The sequence below is a fragment of the Leisingera sp. SA32 genome (assembly GCF_056033425.1).
The window spans coordinates 307606-324865 of the sequence record NZ_JBVYHB010000001.1 but is presented as its reverse complement, the minus strand read 5'-3'; the positions used below and the strand labels follow the sequence as shown (position 1 = coordinate 324865).

General features: G+C 65.3%; 15 protein-coding genes and 1 tRNA gene. 9 read left to right on the top strand and 7 right to left on the bottom strand.

Going from position 1 to position 17260, the window contains the following annotated elements; all coding sequences use genetic code 11:
- Positions 1–97 precede the first annotated feature (97 nt).
- Positions 98–174, top strand: a tRNA-Arg gene (locus AC0IPL_RS01585).
- A gap of 138 nt (positions 175–312) precedes the next feature.
- On the opposite strand, the gene AC0IPL_RS01580 is transcribed toward AC0IPL_RS01585, so the two are convergent.
- From AC0IPL_RS01580 to AC0IPL_RS01560, 5 genes are all read right to left on the bottom strand, one after another.
- The gene (locus AC0IPL_RS01580; RefSeq protein ID WP_474271527.1) at positions 313–1188 is read right to left on the bottom strand and encodes an SDR family oxidoreductase; all 876 of its coding nucleotides are present in this window, start codon (positions 1186–1188) and stop codon (positions 313–315) included.
- Between the two features lie 359 nt (positions 1189–1547).
- On the bottom strand, positions 1548–2333 hold the full coding sequence (locus tag AC0IPL_RS01575) for a carnitinyl-CoA dehydratase (protein WP_474271525.1): 786 nt from the start codon (positions 2331–2333) through the stop codon (positions 1548–1550).
- Positions 2334–2380: 47 nt separating this feature from the next.
- Entirely contained in the window at positions 2381–4411 is a 2031-nt protein-coding gene (locus AC0IPL_RS01570; protein ID WP_474271523.1) for an acetate--CoA ligase family protein, read from the bottom strand.
- 241 nt (positions 4412–4652) lie between these two features.
- On the bottom strand, positions 4653–4961 hold the full coding sequence (locus AC0IPL_RS01565; RefSeq protein WP_474271521.1) for an Rdx family protein: 309 nt from the start codon (positions 4959–4961) through the stop codon (positions 4653–4655).
- Positions 4962–4964: 3 nt separating this feature from the next.
- On the bottom strand, positions 4965–6128 hold the full coding sequence (locus AC0IPL_RS01560) for an acyl-CoA dehydrogenase family protein (protein ID WP_474271519.1): 1164 nt from the start codon (positions 6126–6128) through the stop codon (positions 4965–4967).
- Positions 6129–6207: 79 nt separating this feature from the next.
- Here AC0IPL_RS01560 and AC0IPL_RS01555 point away from each other — a divergent pair, with 79 nt between their 5' ends.
- Positions 6208–7149, top strand: a complete 942-nt coding sequence (locus tag AC0IPL_RS01555) for a GlxA family transcriptional regulator (protein WP_474271517.1) — start codon at positions 6208–6210, stop codon at positions 7147–7149.
- On the opposite strand, the gene AC0IPL_RS01550 is transcribed toward AC0IPL_RS01555, so the two are convergent.
- A complete protein-coding gene (locus tag AC0IPL_RS01550) occupies positions 7146–8336 on the bottom strand; it encodes a hypothetical protein (RefSeq protein ID WP_474271515.1) in 1191 nt (396 codons plus the stop codon). The genes AC0IPL_RS01555 and AC0IPL_RS01550 overlap by 4 nt on opposite strands.
- 167 nt (positions 8337–8503) lie before the next feature.
- On the opposite strand from AC0IPL_RS01550, the gene ade reads away from it, so the two are divergent.
- The 7 genes from ade to msrA all read left to right on the top strand — a co-directional run bounded on the left by ade (position 8504) and on the right by msrA (position 15025).
- Entirely contained in the window at positions 8504–10306 is a 1803-nt protein-coding gene (gene ade / locus AC0IPL_RS01545) for an adenine deaminase (RefSeq protein WP_474271514.1), read from the top strand.
- Positions 10303–11769: an AMP nucleosidase gene (locus AC0IPL_RS01540; RefSeq protein WP_474271512.1), complete on the top strand. Its 1467-nt coding sequence runs from the start codon at positions 10303–10305 to the stop codon at positions 11767–11769. Before ade ends, AC0IPL_RS01540 begins: the two co-directional genes overlap by 4 nt.
- A gap of 139 nt (positions 11770–11908) precedes the next feature.
- Entirely contained in the window at positions 11909–12196 is a 288-nt protein-coding gene (locus AC0IPL_RS01535) for an HU family DNA-binding protein (protein WP_222454480.1), read from the top strand.
- 175 nt (positions 12197–12371) lie between these two features.
- Positions 12372–13286, top strand: coding sequence for a DMT family transporter (locus tag AC0IPL_RS01530; protein ID WP_474271510.1), 915 nt, complete (start codon positions 12372–12374; stop codon positions 13284–13286).
- Between the two features lie 108 nt (positions 13287–13394).
- Entirely contained in the window at positions 13395–13958 is a 564-nt protein-coding gene (locus tag AC0IPL_RS01525; RefSeq protein WP_474271508.1) for a DUF4202 domain-containing protein, read from the top strand.
- Between the two features lie 105 nt (positions 13959–14063).
- Positions 14064–14513 carry a peptide-methionine (R)-S-oxide reductase MsrB gene (msrB, locus tag AC0IPL_RS01520; protein WP_474271506.1) on the top strand — a complete coding sequence of 150 codons (450 nt, stop codon included), beginning with the start codon at positions 14064–14066 and terminating at the stop codon, positions 14511–14513.
- Positions 14510–15025: a peptide-methionine (S)-S-oxide reductase MsrA gene (gene msrA, locus AC0IPL_RS01515; RefSeq protein ID WP_474271504.1), complete on the top strand. Its 516-nt coding sequence runs from the start codon at positions 14510–14512 to the stop codon at positions 15023–15025. The genes msrB and msrA overlap by 4 nt, the downstream gene beginning before the upstream one ends.
- A gap of 191 nt (positions 15026–15216) precedes the next feature.
- On the opposite strand, the gene AC0IPL_RS01510 is transcribed toward msrA, so the two are convergent.
- Positions 15217–17223 carry a hydantoinase/oxoprolinase N-terminal domain-containing protein gene (locus tag AC0IPL_RS01510; protein WP_474271502.1) on the bottom strand — a complete coding sequence of 669 codons (2007 nt, stop codon included), beginning with the start codon at positions 17221–17223 and terminating at the stop codon, positions 15217–15219.
- Positions 17224–17260: the final 37 nt, after the last annotated feature.

Sequence of the window (17260 nt, the reverse complement as noted above, 5' to 3'; positions counted from 1 at the left end):
GTACTGCACAATGGAAACCGGGGTGGCAAAAGCCGCGTCCGGCCACGCCCATACCATTGTGATCGCATCGCAGATTTGCTATCGCCGGGTCACACGCGGCCCCGTGGCTCAACTGGATAGAGCAGCCCCCTCCTAAGGGGCAGGTTGCAGGTTCGAATCCTGCCGGGGTCGCCAGTTGCAGAAATTGCCACAGAGCCCGTAGGATAAGGACGGTCGGGCAAAGGGGGCGTTCAGGCTTCCCCGCTTTTGCAAAGCAAAGCCCCGATTACCGGAAAGCCCGTGCGCGCCGACGCGAGCGTGCCGGTGCAAGCATCAGACGCCCGGGGGTTCGGCGGGCGGGACAAAGCTCGCCATGTCCTCGGCGGCCAGGACGGCCCGCAGCCCCTCGCGATAGGTCGGGTAAAGCAGCGCAACGCCCAGCTCCTCTTTCATACGCCGATTGCTCACGCGCTTGTTCTCGCCATAGAAACTGCGCGCCATCGGGGTCATAGCAGCCTCTTCGTAGGGCACCTCGGCGGGCACCGGCAGGCCCAGAAGTTCCGCCGCATGGCCCAGCACATCCTGCGGCGGCGCAGGGTCATCATCGCAGAGGTTATAGATCGCCCCCGCCTGCGGTTGCATCATCGACGCCATCAAAATCTGCGCGATGTCGTCCACATGAATGCGTGAAAACACCTGCCCCGGCTTCACAATCCGCCGCGCCTTGCCCGCCATCAGCTTGGCAAAGGGGCCGCGGCCGGGGCCATAGATCCCCGCGAGGCGGAAGATATGCAACGGCAGGCCGGGTACGGACTGCCAGTCCGCCTCCGCCCGCATACGCCAGTCGCCACGCCTGCTGGAGGGGGTCAGAGGCGTGTCTTCGTCCACCCAGCCGCCGCCGTGATCGCCGTAGACCGCTGTGGTCGACAGGTAGCCCATCCACTCTAGGTCCGGGGCAGCGGCGATCTCGTCGCGCAGCTCTACCAGCACCGGATCGCCCTCCTCGGTGGGCGCGATTGAACTCAGGATATGGGTCACCCCATCCAGCGGCAGCGGCGCGCCGGGCCATTGCTGAAGCTGCACAGCACCCGTCTCATCGCTAACGGCGTCCCTCGTGGTGCCGATGACCCGCCAGCCGCGCGCGATAAGATGCGGCGCCAACGCGCGAGCTGTGTAGCCATATCCAAGACAAAGAAGCGTTCTATCCATTGTGTCTTGATGCGTTCACGCGCCTCGGGGCGCAAGGGTTGTTTCTGCCTCATTTGCGCCTTTTGCGGGGGCCCGCGCTTGGGCAATCACCCAAGCTTTGGCCTCAACTCACTCCGCGCGTTCAAGCGCGTTCCACGATCCACGCGCTGACAATTACCATCACAGCTCCTCCACCGGGCAGGATTGCACACCTCCTGGCGCGGGCCAGCTCTCGATGCGGGGGCAGACACCGCTGGGATCCCCCCGCCCCGGCGCTCGGCCCGCGGTCGGGTGCAACCGCGACGCGCACCAGCGCGGCGCCACGCCCAACCGTTCCGGTCAATCTCCGATTGGCCAAGAACGGGCGGGAGCCGTCCGCCTCAGCGACCCTTCCAGACCGGATCGCGTTTCTCGGCAAAAGCGCGGGCACCTTCCAGGTTGTCCTCGGACCCATAAAGCACATCCACCGTCGCGAGCTGGCGGCGGGTGATGCGGTTCATCGCATCCTGAAACTTGCTGTCCTCGGCGTCGCGCACGATCTCCTTGATCGCGGCATAGACCAGCGGCGGCCCCGAGGCGAGCAGCCGCGCCAGCTCCCACGCCCGGTCCATCAGCTGGTCGGCAGCCACGATCTCGTTCACCAGCCCCCAACGGTTGGCCTCCTCGGCGTCAAACCAGCGACCGGTCAGCAAAAGCTCCATGGCGATGTGATAGGGGATCCGCTTGGGCAGCTTGATGCTCGCGGCATCCGCCACCGTCCCCGAGCGGATCTCGGGCAGGGCAAAGGTGGCGCGATCGGCCGCGAGGATCATGTCCGCCGACAGCGCCAGCTCCAGCCCGCCGCCGCAGGCGATGCCGTTCACCGCCGCAATCACCGGCTTGTTCATGTCGCGCAGCTCCTGCAGGCCGCCAAAGCCGCCGACGCCATAGTCGCCATCCACTGCATCGCCGTCAGCCGCCGCCTTCAGATCCCAGCCGGGGCAAAAGAACTTCTCGCCGCCGCCCGTCACGATTGCCACCCGCAGCGCCGGATCGTCGCGAAAATCGCGAAACACGTCGCCCATGGCACGGCTGGTCTTCAGGTCGATTGCATTGGCCTTGGGCCGATCCAGCGTCACCTCCAGAATGGCTCCGTCGCGGCGGGTTTTCACGGGGTTGTCGCTCATTTCGTTTCCTCCAGAATTATGGGCCGCATCTATTGGCCGCCGCTGCATCAATACTTGCGCCGCAGCAACGCATCCGCGGCAACGGCATCACCGGGCGTGCACAGCAGTGGGTTGATTTCAATTTCTTCCAGGCCCAGGGCATTTTCCACCACATAGGCCTCGACCGCACGAATCGCCCGCAGGATTGCCTCGCGATCTGCGGCCGGCGCGCCCCGGTACCCTTGCAGTTGCCGGGCGATCCGCAGCCCGTCCAGCGCCTCCGCAATCGCTGCATCGCTGGCCGGCAACAGGAAGGAGGCGCGGTCCTCCAGCAATTCGGTCAGGGTTCCTCCCGCCGCCAGCGTCATCACGAACCCGTGCGCCGGATCCTTGACCACGCCGATCAGCAGCTCCGCCACCACATCGGTGACCATTTCCTCCACCAAAAAGCGCTTGGCGGGCATCGCAAATGCCGCATCGCTCACTTCCTGACCGGAGCAGAGGTTCAGCGCGACCGCACCCGCCTCCGTCTTATGCGCAACGCCTTCGCCTTTCAGCACCACGGGAAAGCCCACATCCACCGCCACCGCACGCGCGTTGGCCGCCGAAGCCGCCCGCTTGAAACGCGGCACCCGCAGCCCGTATTCCGCCAATTGCCATTTGGCGTCTGCTTCAGGCACCAGATCAGGCTCGACCACAGGGGTTGGCAGCAGCAGCGGCGCGGGCGCTTTGGGCGGGGCCAAGCTGGCGGCCTCGCAGGCCGCAATCGCTTCGCTGAGGCCGCATAGTGGCACGACCCCCCCTGCCAGCAGCTGGCTGGCCACGTCCTCCGGCAGCAGTTCCGGCAAGGTCGCCACCAGCCCGACATTCGCACCCGTGGCCTGCCGCGCTCCGATGGCCGCCTCGATCGCGCAGGCCCAATCCGAATCGTCGCAGCGGTCGGCCCGTGGGAAATCGACGATCAGCAAGGTCATCGCCAGCTGCGGATCCATCATCGCCGAAAACGCCTGCGTCATCGCAGCCGCATCGCGCCAGATATACGTGTGGTAATCCAGCGGATTTGCCAGCGCCACCATCGGCCCAAGTGCCGCGCGCAGTGCCGTTTTCTGGCGATCGTTCAACGGCGGGAACACCACGTCGCGCCGGTAGCCAATATCCGCGGCCAGGCTGGCTTCGCCGCCAGAACAGCTAATCGTTGCGATCCGGTTCGACGGCAATCGCCCTGTCACATGCACCAGCTTCAGGGTCTCCAGAAAGGACGACAAATCCTCCAGACGCGGGATGCCGAGACGTGAGAGCAAAGCCCCGGCCCCCGCGTCACCGCCCGCAAGCGAGGCGGTATGCGAAACCGTTGCCGCGCGGGCCTCGGCTGACTTGCCAACTTTGACCGCCACCACGGGCTTGCCAAGGTCGCGGGCGCGTGCTGCCAGCGCTTCGAACGCGCGCAGGTCGCCAAAACCTTCGATATGCAGGCCCAGCGCGGTCACCCGATCGTCTTCCAGCAAGGCCTCGCCAATCGCGGCAAGGCCGGTCTGTGCCTGGTTGCCCGCAGTCACCACATAGGCCAGCGGCAGACCACGTTTTTGCATCGTCAGGTTAACCGCGATATTGGAGCTTTGCGTGACCAGCGCTACGCCACGCTCCACCCGCTCGCCGCCATGCTGGTCCGGCCACAGCAACGCCCCATCAAGATAGTTGATGAAGCCATAGCAGTTCGGGCCAAGAATCGGCATCTCCCCCGCCGCCTCCAAAAGCGCCGCCTGCACGTCCGCGCCCCCGGCATCTTCGGCGGCCGCTTCCATAAACCCAGAGGCAAAACACACAGCCCCCCCGGCGCCGCGCGCCGCCAACGCCGTCACCACCTCCACTGTGGCAAAGCGGTTCACCCCGATAAAGGTCGCATCCGGCGCGTCCGGCAGGCTGTCCACGTCTTTGAAGGCAGGCAAGCCTGCGACCTCATTCGCTTTGGGATGCACGGGCCAGATGGCGCCATCAAACCCCATTTTCCGACACTGCTCGATCACGTGGCGACACCACGCACCACCGCCGACCACTGCGATGGTTTTCGGGCGGAAGAGGCGGGAAAGGTCTCGTGTCATTCTAAACGGTTCCGCTGTTTGAGAGTTCAGGAGCCTCCGGCGGGGATACTTTCAGCCAGAAGAAGAGTGAGGTTTGGTTTACCAGAATCGGCAACGATCAAACTCCGGTACAGGCGGGGACGCCGATGACCGCGCCAGAAGAAGGCCCCCGGGTGCGGCGCTGCCCTCCGGGGGCTGGATCTGGGGTCATTTTTCTTCTGGCCTTCTAATATCCTCGCCGAAGGCGTAATACTGCTGGGTTTCAAGGTGCCGGTCGGTCGAGGTGGCCCAAATTTTTCTCCGGGTCAATCCGGTCGCGCACGCGGGTTTTCAACTCTTTCACATCGGGAAAGCCGCCATCCCGCTTGCGTTCCCAGATCAGCTCCTGATCAACATGGATCTCAAAGATCCCGCCCATATCTCCGGGCACCAGGGTCACCCCGCCCAGCTGGTCCTGAAACGTCTGCAAAAGCTCCTGCGCCATCCAGCCGGCCCGCAGCAGCCAGCTACAGCCGATACAGTAGGTGATGGTCACCACAGGTTTCTCTTGGGGCGTCCCGGTCCGGGTCATGGATCAGCCTCCGACAGCGCGCAGCATCTCGCGGCTGATGATGTGCCGCTGGATTTCACTGGTGCCTTCCCAGATACGCTCCACCCGCGCATCGCGCCAGATGCGTTCCAAGGGCAGCTCGTCCATCAGCCCCATGCCGCCGTGGATCTGGATCGCCTCATCCGCGACCATCGCCAGCATTTCGGTGGCCTTCAGCTTGGCCATCGACATGTCGGCCTCCGTCACACTGCCCTGGTCAAACTTCCAGCCCGCCTCCCAGGTCAGCAGGTTCGCCGCCTTCAACTCCAGCGCCATATCGGCCAGTTTGAAGGAAATACCCTGGAACTTGCCGATCTGCTGGCCGAACTGCTTGCGCTCGGCGGCATATTCAACCGAATGCTGCAACGCGCGCTCGGCCCGGCCCAGGCAAGTCGCCGCCACTTGCAGGCGGGTGGCGCCCAGCCAGGTGTTGGCCACCTCGAACCCCTTGTCGACCTCGCCCAAAATAGCCGAGGACGGCAGGCGACAGTCGTCGAACTCCAGCACCGCATTGGTGTAGCCGCGGTGGCTGACATTGCCATAACCGTCGCGCACCTCGAACCCCGGCGTGCCCTTGTCGACAAAGAAGGCGGTGATCTTCTTCTTCGGCCCGCGCGGCGTATCCTCAACCCCGGTGGCCATGAAGCAGATGGCAAAATCCGCAATGTCGGCGTGGCTGATGAAATGCTTGGTGCCGTTCAGGATCCAGTCATCGCCATCCTTCCGCGCGGTCGCCTTCATACCGCGCAGGTCCGACCCCGCGTCCGGCTCCGTCATCGCCAGGCAGTCCCACTTCTCCCCCTTGATGCAGGGAAACAGGTATTTCTCTTTCTGCTCCTCAGTGCCCGCCAGCAGGATGTTCGAGGGCCGTGCAACCCCGGTCCAGTGCAGCGCGTAATTGGCGCGGCCCAGCTCCTTTTCGTACATCAGCCAGCTGAGGGTATCGAGGCCCGCGCCACCCACCTCCTCGGGCATGTTGGCGGCGTAAAGACCTGCTTCCATGGCTTTTTTCTGCACCTCGCGGATCACGTCCATGTCCAGATGACCGGTCCGCTCGATCAACGCCTCATGCGGGTACAGCTCCTTTTCGACAAAGGCGCGGGTGGTCTCGACGATCATCGACTGTTCTTCGGTCATCCCGAACTGCATGGCGGATATCCTTTGCAAAGCTGTTGCCCCGCAGGGTACGCCGCTTGCGCAGCGCTATAATGCAGGATTAGACACAATCATGCAAAGTTCGAGAAAAGATCACGCCTCAGCGCGGCAGATGGACGTGCTGCTGTTTGACGCCTTCTCCGCCCATTGCCTGGCCAACACGGTGGAGCCGCTGCGGGCGGCCAACACGCTCGCCGCACGGCAGGTCTATGACTGGCGCTTCCTGACGCTGGATGGCGGGCCTGCCGTGTCGTCTTCGGGCATGGAGGTGAGGGCGCATGGACGGTTGGGTGACTGCCGCGGGGACCTTCTGGTGGCCATGCCGTCCTATGATTTCCTGCGCCATGCTACGGTTTCGACCAGCCGGGCCCTGACCGCAGCGGCGCGGCGCTATGACGTTCTGGCTGGGTTCGACACCGGCGCTTGGCTGCTGGCGCAGGCCGGGCTGCTCGACGGGCATCAGGCAACCATCCATTGGCAGGAGCTGACCCGCTTTGCCGAGCAGTTCCCCGAGGTGCAAGCCCAGCGCGCGCGTCACGTGATGGATGGCAACCGCATCACCTGCACCGGCGCGCTGGCAGCCTTTGACACGATGATGGAGCTGATCGGCCTGCACCACGGCGCGGCCCTGCGGCTGGAGGTGGCGGCGTTGTTCATGGCGGCCGAGGCCACCGACACACAAGACCCGATCCTCGCCCGCAGCCGTCCCGTCGCCCGTGCCGTGGCGCTGATGCAGGCCAACTTGGAAACCCCGCTCCCAATCGCCGAGGTCGCGCGCCAGACCGGGCGCAGCCAAAAGGATCTGGAGCGCCGCATGCGCGCGGATCTCGGCGCGACACCGCAGGCCGTCTACCGGCGGCTGCGCCTGATCGAGGCACGAAAGCTCGTGTTAGAGACTGTTCTGAGTGTCTCGGAAATCGCGCTGCGCTGCGGCTACGACGATCCCAGCGCGCTGACCCGGGCCTTTAGGTCGGAGTTCGGCACCACCCCGCGCCGGTTGCGCGGCGGCTCCTAGGCCTGTTTCGCCGCCATCCACAGGTTCAGCCGCCACAGCCCCCAGGCCAGCGGAATCGCCGCCAGCCCGCCGATCACATAGGCCAGCGGCTCATCCGCGAAGCTTTCGAACATCTGGGTGTAGGCATGGATCGCCGCAAAACTCATACCCGCATTGAACAGCCCGCGCTGATGCCGCTGCGCCGCCCAGAAGATCACCGCCGCAAGTACAGCAGCCCACAGCACGGAATAGACGCCCTCGGAAATGAACAGCGCAGTATCACGGAAGGCGTCGCGCGCCGCGGCATAGCTCTCCCAATCGGCATAGCCGTCTCGGAAACGTCCCGGCCCCCAAACGGTCTCGCCCACCACATCGCCCCACAGCGAGCCGACCAGTGCGCAGAGATTGGCAATCACAAAGCCAAGGATCGCAAGGATGTGCAGATGCCGCGCGTCGCGCTCTGCCAGCCGAGCAGCCCCCCAGAGGCACAGGACAATCAGCGCCACCATCTGCAGGATCGTCAGCGTCGATTCCGGTGAATAGAACACATAGGCCGCGTGGAAATAGCTGGTGCCGGTCTCCAGCATCTGGGCAAAAGGCGCAATCGCCAGTGCGGTGACAAAGCGCACGTCCACCAGCCAGCCCGCCAGCGCAATCGCCGCCGTGTAATACAGCAGCACCAGATTGCGCAGCGGCGAGCCGATGCCGTGCTGCTGCAACAGCAGCTCGATGCCCGCCAGATGCATCATGAGCCCCATCAGCAGCACCGCCCCCAGCACAAACGCGGTTGACCATGGGCCCTGCCGCCAGCGCCAGACGCAGATCCCCGTCACCAGCGCCCCGGCGGGCAGCATCACCCAGCCGGCGATGTCCCCGTGCTTGTCGGCCAGCTCGATCACGGCACCGCCCAGCAGCATGCCCGCGCCGATCAAGGTGGCGGAATTGCCGAACATCCGCAGCATCGCGCCGCCCCGCGACAGCACCATCAGCCCGCCGCCCAGCATCAGCAGCCCGGTCAGCGCCACCGCCATCGGATCCGCCAGCCAGAAGATAAAGCCCGCGGTGGCGGCGATGATGCCGAAACACAGGATGGCGTTCACCGCCAGCTGCACCATCACTTCGCGTGAACGTGCCTCGATCTGGCGCGCCTGGTCCGGGCTCAGCACGCCCTCTTTGATCAGGGCGGTTGTATCGGCAATGGCGTGCATCGGCGACTCCTTGCGGCAAGTTTCACTGCCAGCATCACCCAACGGTTGCGGAAAGAAAAGTCGACGGCCTAGTGGTGATTTGCGGGCAGTCGCCCCCGTTTCATACCCCTGTGACGATCCGCGCGTAGGGGTCTTGCACCCGTCCGCGCAATCATCAACAGTAGGCCATGACAAACAAGACCTTCCCAAGCTGGCCCGACGTCGCTCCTCAACTCATCGAAACTGCTGCCGGACGCGCTGCCGCCGATACGGTGATCCGTGGCGGCAAATGGGTGAACGTCCACACCCGTGAGGTGCTGGAAGGCCACGACATTGCAATCACCGCGGGCCGCATCGCCTATGTCGGTCCCGACGCATCCTATTGCACCGGACCGGACACTCAGATCATCGAGGCCGAGGGCCGCTACATGATCCCCGGCCTCTGCGACGCCCATATGCATATCGAGAGCGGCATGCTGACGCCGGCAGAATTTGCCCGCGCGGTGATCCCGCATGGCACCACCTCGATGTTCACCGACCCACATGAGATCGCCAATGTGCTCGGGCTTGAGGGCGTGCGCCTGATGCATGACGAGGCGCTGCTGCAGCCGGTCAATATCTTCACCCAGATGCCCAGCTGCGCCCCCTCGGCGCCGGGGCTGGAGACCACCGGCTATGAAATCTCGGCCGAGGACGTGGCAGAGGCGATGAACTGGCCCGGCATCATTGGTCTGGGCGAGATGATGAACTTCCCCGGCGTGGCCAACGGTGATCCGAAGATGTTAGCCGAAATCGCCGCCACCCAGCGTGCGGGCAAAACCGTTGGCGGGCATTATGCCTCGCCGGACCTTGGCCCCGATTTCGCGGCCTATGTGGCGGGCGGCCCGGCCGACGACCACGAAGGCACCTGCGAGGCCGACGCCATTGCCCGGATGCGTCAGGGCATGCGCGCCATGGTGCGACTGGGCTCCGCTTGGTACGACGTCGAAGCGCAGATCACCGCGATCACGGAAAAAGGCCTGGACCCGCGCAACTTCATCCTGTGTACCGACGACTGCCACTCCGGCACGCTGGTCAATGATGGCCATATGAACCGGGTGGTGCGCCACGCCATTGCCTGCGGCTGCGATCCCGTGGTTGCCTTGCAAATGGCCACGATCAACACCGCCACCCATTTTGGTCTGGAGCGCGAGATCGGCTCCATCACACCCGGCCGCCGCGCCGATGTGATCCTGACCTCCGACCTGCGCGAGCTGCCGGTCGAAGTGGTGATCGCCCGCGGCCAGATCGTGGCGGAATCCGGCTCTATTAAGGTGGATTGCCCGCATCTGGACTGGCCCGCCAGTGCCCGCGGCACCGTGCATCTGGGCCATGAACTGACCGCCAAGGACTTCGAACTGACCGCGCCCGAAGGCGCCAACGCGGTCACCGCCAATGTGATCGGCGTGGTGGAAAACCAGGCCCCGACCAAGGCGCTGAAGGCAGAGCTGCCGGTCATCGACGGGCTGGTCGAGGGCACGCAGGAAGTCTGCCAGATCGCGCTGGTCGAGCGCCACCGCGCCACCGGCGGCGTCACCAACGCCTTCGTGCAGGGCTTCGGCTATGAGGGCAAAATGGCGATGGCCTCCACCGTGGCGCATGACAGCCACCACATGATCGTGGTTGGCACCGACCGCGAACAGATGGCGCTGGCTGCCAACCGCCTGGCCGAGGTCGGCGGCGGTATCACTTTGTTCCGCGACGGCCAGGAACAGGCATTGGTCGAGCTGCCGATCGCAGGCCTGATGTCCGACAGCCCCGCCACCGAAGTCGCCGCCAAGGCACAAGCCCTGGTCGAGGCTATGCAGGCCTCGGGCTGCAAGCTGAACAACGCCTATATGCAGCACTCGCTGCTGGCCCTGGTGGTGATCCCGGAACTCAGGATCTCCGACCTTGGCCTTGTTGACGTCCGCACATTCCAGAAAATCCCGGTAATCGAGCCCGCACAATGATAACAACAAAACACCCCGGCCACCCGCCCGCAGAACACTTCACCGACGCCACCGAAGCCGTCGACCGGTTGGAACTTCTGTACCGACAAGCCACCGCCTTTCTGTGTGAGGAGTTCATCCGGGCCATGGCCGACGGTGCGCCGGACAACCAGCGCATCCGCGCCTATTACCCGGAAATCCGCTTCTCCACCCTGACCTTTGCCCAGGTGGACAGCCGCCTCAGCTTTGGCCATGTCTCGGCGCCCGGCACCTATGCCACCACGGTGACCCGACCGGACCTGTTTCGCAACTACCTGATCCAGCAGATCAGCCTGCTGATCCGCAACCACGGCCAGCCGGTGACCATCGGCGTCTCCGACACGCCGATCCCGGTGCATTTCGCGGTCGCGTCGCGCCCTGACCTGACCGTGCCGCAGGAGGGCGCCGCCGGCTTCACCCTGCGCGATGTCTTTGACGTGCCGGACCTGTCGACCACCAATGACGACATCGTCAATGGCACCTTCCAGCCCGCCAATGGCACCGGGCCGCTGGCGCTGTTCACCGCCCAGCGCATCGATTATTCACTGGCCCGGCTCAGCCATTATACCGCCACCAGCGCCGAGCATTTCCAGAACCACGTGCTGTTCACCAACTACCAGTTCTATGTGGCGGAGTTCGAAGCCTACGCCCGCGCCCAACTGGCAGACCCGGAGTCGGGCTACACCAGTTTTGTCAGCACCGGCGACCACGAAATCACCGACCCGGCAACGCCGATCCCCGCTCTGACCAAACTGCCGCAGATGCCGACCTACCACCTGAAACGGCCCGACGGCGGCGGCATCACGCTGGTCAACATCGGCGTCGGCCCCTCCAACGCCAAGACCGCCACCGACCACATCGCGGTACTGCGCCCGCATGCCTGGCTGATGGTCGGCCACTGCGCGGGCCTGCGGAACACCCAGGCGCTGGGGGATTTTGTCCTCGCACACGCCTACCTGCGCGAAGATCACGTGCTGGATGACGACCTGCCAATCTGGACCCCGATCCCGGCGCTGGCGGAAATCCAGGTGGCGCTGGAAGACGCGGTGGAAGAGGTCACCGAGTTCGAGGGCTACGACCTCAAGCGGATCATGCGCACCGGCACCGTCGCCACCATCGACAACCGTAACTGGGAGCTGCGCGACCAGTCCGGCCCGGTGCAGCGACTGTCGCAATCCCGCGCCATCGCGCTGGACATGGAAAGCGCCACCATCGCCGCCAATGGCTACCGCTTCCGGGTGCCCTATGGCACGCTGCTCTGCGTCTCCGACAAACCGTTGCATGGCGAGCTGAAGCTGCCGGGCATGGCGTCGGACTTTTACCAGACCCAGGTTGCGCGACATTTGCAAATTGGCATAAGAGCAATGGAGCGATTGCGCGGAATGCCGCTGGAGCGTCTGCACAGCCGGAAACTGCGCTCCTTCGACGAAACCGCCTTCCTTTAAAGGCGATTTTCGCGATTTTCCCTGGAAAAATGCCTTATTTCCTGCGGCCAACACACACAAGAAGTTGTGTTGTCCCACAACATAACGATAATGTCTCGCAATGAGGCCCCACAGTTCGGGCAGTTTAAGGAGACGAAGAATGTCCAAACCGATGACCAAAACCCAGCTCGTTGCCGCTCTGGCCGAGGAAATGGACAGCGACAAGAAAACCGCCGGTGCCGCGCTGGAAGCGGTCTGCGCGCTGATCACCCGCGAAGTGTCGAACGGCGGCGCCGTGACCCTGCCGGGCGTGGGCAAGATCTACTGCCGCGAACGCCCTGAGCGCGAAGTGCGCAACCCGGCGACCGGTGAGAAGTTCACCAAGGAAGCCGACAAGGTCGTCAAGATGACCATTGCCAAAGCGCTGAAAGACAGCGTCAACGGCTGATCCCGGATCGCACGCCGACCCGTGTCAGGGCTGCCCATCCGGGCAGCCCTTTTCTTTTGCCCCCAACCGACTGTCGCGCAGCCCGCGGCGGCTTCTGCCTTGCACATGCGGCGCGCTTGGACGAAGCTCCGCGCGACCACCGGGATCCCCCCGGCCGTGACAGGGAAAAAGCTGGATGGACGCACGCGCAATTGCCATGGGGCTTGTCTTTGCCCTGATGTGGTCCTCGGCCTTCACCTCCGCGCGGATCATCGTACAGGACGCGTCGCCGCTGTTCTCCTTGGCGGTGCGGTTTCTGATCTCCGGGCTGATCGGCGTGGCCATCGCCCGCGCGCTGGGGCAGACTTGGCGGCTGACGCCCGGACAATGGCGCGCCACGGTGATCTTTGGCCTGTGCCAGAACGCGCTCTATCTCGGGCTCAACTTCATGGCCATGCAGTGGATCGAAGCCTCGCTCGCCGCCATCATCGCCTCCACCATGCCGCTGCTGGTGGCGCTGGCCGGCTGGGCCTTCTTTGGCGAGCGGTTGCGCCCCTTGGGCTATCTGGGGCTGGCGGCAGGCGTTGCCGGTGTGGCGCTGATCATGGGCACCCGGCTCAGCGCCGGGGTGGATCTGACCGGTGTCCTTCTCTGCGTGATCGGCGTGCTGGCGCTGACCACGGCCACGCTGGCCCTGCGCGGCGCCACCTCGGGGGGAAATTTCATGATGGTTGTGGGGCTGCAGATGCTGGTGGGCTCTGCCATTCTGTTTGTCGCGGCACCGTTGGTCGAGGAGATCTTCGTCACCCCGACCTGGCGCCTGGCGGCGGCCTTCAGCTATACCACCGTTGTACCGGGGTTGATGGCCACCTTCATCTGGGTGCTGCTGCTGAACCGCATCGGCGCGGTCCGCGCGGCTACATTCCACTTTCTCAACCCCGTTTTCGGGGTGGCCATTGCCGGACTGCTGCTGGGGGAAAGCCTGGGGCCGCTGGACCTGCTGGGGGTCGCCATTGTTACCCTCGGCATCCTAGCCGTGCAACTGGCCCGCCAGCCGCAGCCGCCCACCCGCGCCGCAACCGAACTCTCCCGCGCGACAAGATCGGGCTGACGCCCGCCCGTGCCCCTTGGGCCCGGCGCCGCTGCCGCGGCGCTCGCCCGTTGCACCCTGCCACCTCAAAAACGTAAACTACGCCCAAACCCGACAGGAGGATACCGCATGAGCGCACAACTGACCCAGGTGCTGGAGGCCATCGACGCGGCCAACGCCCAGGACCCCACCCTGGAGAACGGTCAACCTGCCGCGCTGCTCTACGGCCAACGGATGAGCGCGGAACAGGCGCGCCTGTTTCCGGACGCTTCCGACACCTTGCAGATCGCGGCTCGCGGCCAGCATGTGGAACGCTGGAAACTCCCGCGGGAGGCCTATCCCGAAGGCCGGGCCGGTTATCTGGCCTGGCGCAAGGCCGAGGCAGAGCACCACGCCGAAGTTGTCACCGCCCTGATGCAGCGGGCAGGCTACGACACAGACGCGCAGGAGGCCGTCGCCAAGATGCTGCGCAAGGAGGGCATCAAGCGCGACCCCCAGGTGCAGGCGCTGGAGGACATCATCTGTCTCGTCTTCCTGACGTGGTACTTCACGCCCTTCGCCGCCAAGCACCCCGCAGAGAAGGTCCAGCGCATTGTCGAGAAAACCGCGCGCAAGATGTCGCCGGAAGCTCGCGCGCGGGTGCTGAATGAGTTCCAGCTGCCAGAGAACCTTGCCTCTGCCTTTGCCGTCTGAACACGGGCCGAGGCGCACGGCCCCGTGAACCCCGTGTAACGCGGCATTGCAATTGCACCAATAACCCCCATCTTTCACTGCCAGAAGCAACGGCGTGAGGACCCCATGACCAGATATCACAAAGACCCCGACGCCATCGCCGCCCTCACCGCGGAAGAATACCACGTGACCCAGGAAGCCGGGACCGAACGGCCCGGCACCGGCAAGCTGCTCGCAAACAAGGCGCCCGGCATTTATGTCGACATCGTCTCTGGCGAGCCGCTGTTTGCCTCCTCCGACAAGTATGATTCCGGCTGCGGCTGGCCCAGCTTTACCAAGCCGATCGAACCGGCCCACGTGCAGGAACTGGAAGACCGCACGCTCGGCATGATCCGCACCGAGGTCCGCTCCACCCATGGCGACAGCCACCTGGGCCATGTGTTTCCCGACGGCCCGATGGACCGGGGGGGTTTGCGCTACTGCATCAACTCCGCCGCCCTGCGCTTTGTGCCGCTGGACGAAATGGAGGCAGAGGGCTATGGCGCCTATATCAACCAAGTGGAGGTCGTGAAATGAGCACCACCGAACGCGCCGTCCTGGCAGGCGGCTGTTTCTGGGGCATGCAGGAGCTGATCCGCAAGCGCCCCGGCGTCATCAGCACCCGCGTCGGGTATACCGGCGGCGATGTCCCCAATGCCACCTACCAGAACCATGGCACCCACGCCGAAGGCATCGAGATCATCTACGACCCGGCAGTCACCTCCTATCGGGAGCTGTTGGAGTTTTTCTTTCAGATCCACGATCCGACCACGACGAACCGTCAGGGCAACGACGTCGGGATGAGCTATCGCTCCGCGATCTACTATGTGGACGACACCCAGAAAGCCGTGGCCGAGGACACCATCGCCGACGTCGATGCCTCGGGCATCTGGCCCGGAAAAGTGGTCACCGAGGTCGAGCCTGTCGGAGATTTCTGGGAGGCGGAACCGGAACATCAGGACTACCTGCAGCGCCTTCCCCATGGCTACACCTGCCACTTTGCCCGCCCGGACTGGGTACTGCCCAAACGCGGCGCTGCTGCAAGATAGGCTCTAAACCGGGGCCTGCCAGCCCCGGTCTGCCAGCCTTGGCTTGCCAGTCCTGGCGCGCGAGCGCCTTCCCCGGCTGGGCGCAGCGGCCGGTCTAAGAGACGCAGCCTTCCTCTTTTCCAAACTGTCCCCGACGGAGGCAGCAGGTTTACCTGAGAAACCCGCCGACAGTCACTGCGGCGCCCCCGGCGCTACCCCCGCGCCACCCGGGGCCGACCGCTGGCTTCCACGGTGAGGGTGGCCTCGACAAAGACCTCTCGCGCCTCCAGCTGCGCAGTGCGGATGTCGCGCGCCACATGCAGCTGGATCTCTGCCGCCCCCGCCGCCACTGCTGCGCTTCGTGCTTCTGCCGACAACGCCGCCTCCAGTGCAGCCAATGCTGCGCCCTGCTCCGGGAAATCCTGCGGGCCGCTGTCCAGATGCACCCGGAACTTTCCCTCGGCCGGGGCGGTCACCGTGCCGCTGCGCCGCATCGCCACTCGCCCCGCCACCGCGCCGATGGCATTGGCCACGTCGGCATGCTCAGGCAGCACCATTCGCGCCCGCAGCCGCTCCCCGACCGCCGGATAATAGCAGGACGCCGAAGCCCCGAGACCCACCACATCCACATTCATCGCCGCGTCCAGCGCCAGCAAACCGCGATGTCCAGCCAGTCCCTTTTGCAACAAAACATGCCGCGCCAGCTGATCAGCCGGCAGTCCGAAACGCTCCGTTTCCTCCGCAAAAGCAGACTCTAACAGTGTCACGGAAGTCTGTTCCGTCAGCTGATCGACAATCATCTGCGCCAGCTCAACCGCATCCCGCGCCAGCCTGTTGCCATTGCCCGCGCGGCGGCGGGCAAACAGCGACAGCGCCTTTTCGGCTGCGTTCCGGTCCCAACTGTCCAGACGCCCCAAGACGTGGCTCGCATCCGATGGCGTCACGCCAGCCATCTGCACCAGCCCGCGATCGACCAGCCGCGTCAGCGCCGCGTGGTCGACCCGCGTGCGCAGCACCTGCCCCAAGGGCTGCACCCCGCTGCCGATCCGCGCCAGCAAACCCGCCTCGCGCGCGCCCAGACCCGCGACCGCCGCGCCCGGCAGCGCCCGCACGAACCGCCCGTCATGCTCTGCGACCGTGGTGGCGTGCAGCTGGCTGTCCAGCGCCGCATGCACCACCTCCGGCGCCTCCGCAGCGATCAGCGCCACCGGCACCAGCCGCCGCGGTCCCAGCGTGACCCCGCCCGCCAGACCGGAGGCCGTCATATGCACCTGACTGTCACCGCCCAGACCGGTGGTGCGCATCGCCACCGCCTCGACCATGGTGCGGAAATCTCCGACCTGCGCGCCGGCGGGATCAATGGCGGGCCGCCCGTCGCGGATCAGCGCCACATCCGTCGTGGTGCCGCCGATGTCGCTGACCAGCGCCGTCTGCGCCCCGGTCAGCCAGCGCGCCCCCACGATCGAGGCGGCAGGCCCCGACAGGATGGTTTCAATCGGCCGCGCCCGCGCCTGTTCCGCGCTCATCAGCGCGCCGTCGCCGCGCACCACCATCATCGGCGCGGCGATCCCCAATTCCCGCAGCATGTCCTGCGCCCGGCCGATCAGACGGTCGATCATCCCGATCAGCCGCGCGTTCAGCATCGCGGTCACCGCCCGTTTCGGCCCGTTCAACCGCGCCGACAGCTGGTGCGAACAGGTCACCGGCGCGCCAGTCATCTCGTGTATGATCCGCGCCGCTTCCAGCTCATGCGCCGGGTTGCGGGTGGCAAAGATCCCGGCAACGGCAAATCCGGTCACCCCCGCCGCCTCTTGCCGTAAAAACGCCGCCAGCGCCGCCGTGTCCAGAGGTGCGGCCTCGTTGCCCGCATGGGTGTGACCGCCCGCCAGCACCACCACCGGATCGCCCTTCAGCGCCTCCCGCAGCCCGTGCCGGTCCAGATCCGCTGCCGCAAACCCGATATAGACTAGCGCCACCCGGCCGCCCTGCCCCTCGACCAGCGCGTTGGTGGCCAGCGTGGTCGACAGCGCCGCCATCGAGACCGTCTCAGGCGCCGCCCCCGACTGCGTCAGCACCGCCCGCACCGCGCCGCCGACGCCGATCGCCAGATCGTCGCGCGTGGTCAGCGACTTGGCGCTGGCGATCACCTCCGTCTCGTCGCGGATCAACACCGCATCCGTATAGGTCCCGCCCGTATCAACCCCCAGCAGCAGCGCCATGCCCGCACCTCTCCTCTTGCCTTGCTGCATTGGGTGT

Coding starts and splice junctions, on each gene's coding strand:
- AC0IPL_RS01525 (WP_474271508.1), top strand. CDS start 13,395: ATGAGCGCACAACTGACCCAGGTGCTGGAGGCCATCGACGCGGCCAAC.
- AC0IPL_RS01570 (WP_474271523.1), bottom strand. CDS start 4,411: ATGACACGAGACCTTTCCCGCCTCTTCCGCCCGAAAACCATCGCAGTG.
- AC0IPL_RS01560 (WP_474271519.1), bottom strand. CDS start 6,128: ATGCAGTTCGGGATGACCGAAGAACAGTCGATGATCGTCGAGACCACC.
- ade (WP_474271514.1), top strand. CDS start 8,504: ATGACAAACAAGACCTTCCCAAGCTGGCCCGACGTCGCTCCTCAACTC.
- AC0IPL_RS01565 (WP_474271521.1), bottom strand. CDS start 4,961: ATGACCCGGACCGGGACGCCCCAAGAGAAACCTGTGGTGACCATCACC.
- AC0IPL_RS01535 (WP_222454480.1), top strand. CDS start 11,909: ATGTCCAAACCGATGACCAAAACCCAGCTCGTTGCCGCTCTGGCCGAG.
- AC0IPL_RS01580 (WP_474271527.1), bottom strand. CDS start 1,188: ATGGATAGAACGCTTCTTTGTCTTGGATATGGCTACACAGCTCGCGCG.
- AC0IPL_RS01555 (WP_474271517.1), top strand. CDS start 6,208: ATGCAAAGTTCGAGAAAAGATCACGCCTCAGCGCGGCAGATGGACGTG.
- msrA (WP_474271504.1), top strand. CDS start 14,510: ATGAGCACCACCGAACGCGCCGTCCTGGCAGGCGGCTGTTTCTGGGGC.
- AC0IPL_RS01550 (WP_474271515.1), bottom strand. CDS start 8,336: ATGCACGCCATTGCCGATACAACCGCCCTGATCAAAGAGGGCGTGCTG.
- AC0IPL_RS01530 (WP_474271510.1), top strand. CDS start 12,372: ATGGACGCACGCGCAATTGCCATGGGGCTTGTCTTTGCCCTGATGTGG.
- AC0IPL_RS01510 (WP_474271502.1), bottom strand. CDS start 17,223: ATGGCGCTGCTGCTGGGGGTTGATACGGGCGGGACCTATACGGATGCG.
- AC0IPL_RS01540 (WP_474271512.1), top strand. CDS start 10,303: ATGATAACAACAAAACACCCCGGCCACCCGCCCGCAGAACACTTCACC.
- msrB (WP_474271506.1), top strand. CDS start 14,064: ATGACCAGATATCACAAAGACCCCGACGCCATCGCCGCCCTCACCGCG.
- AC0IPL_RS01575 (WP_474271525.1), bottom strand. CDS start 2,333: ATGAGCGACAACCCCGTGAAAACCCGCCGCGACGGAGCCATTCTGGAG.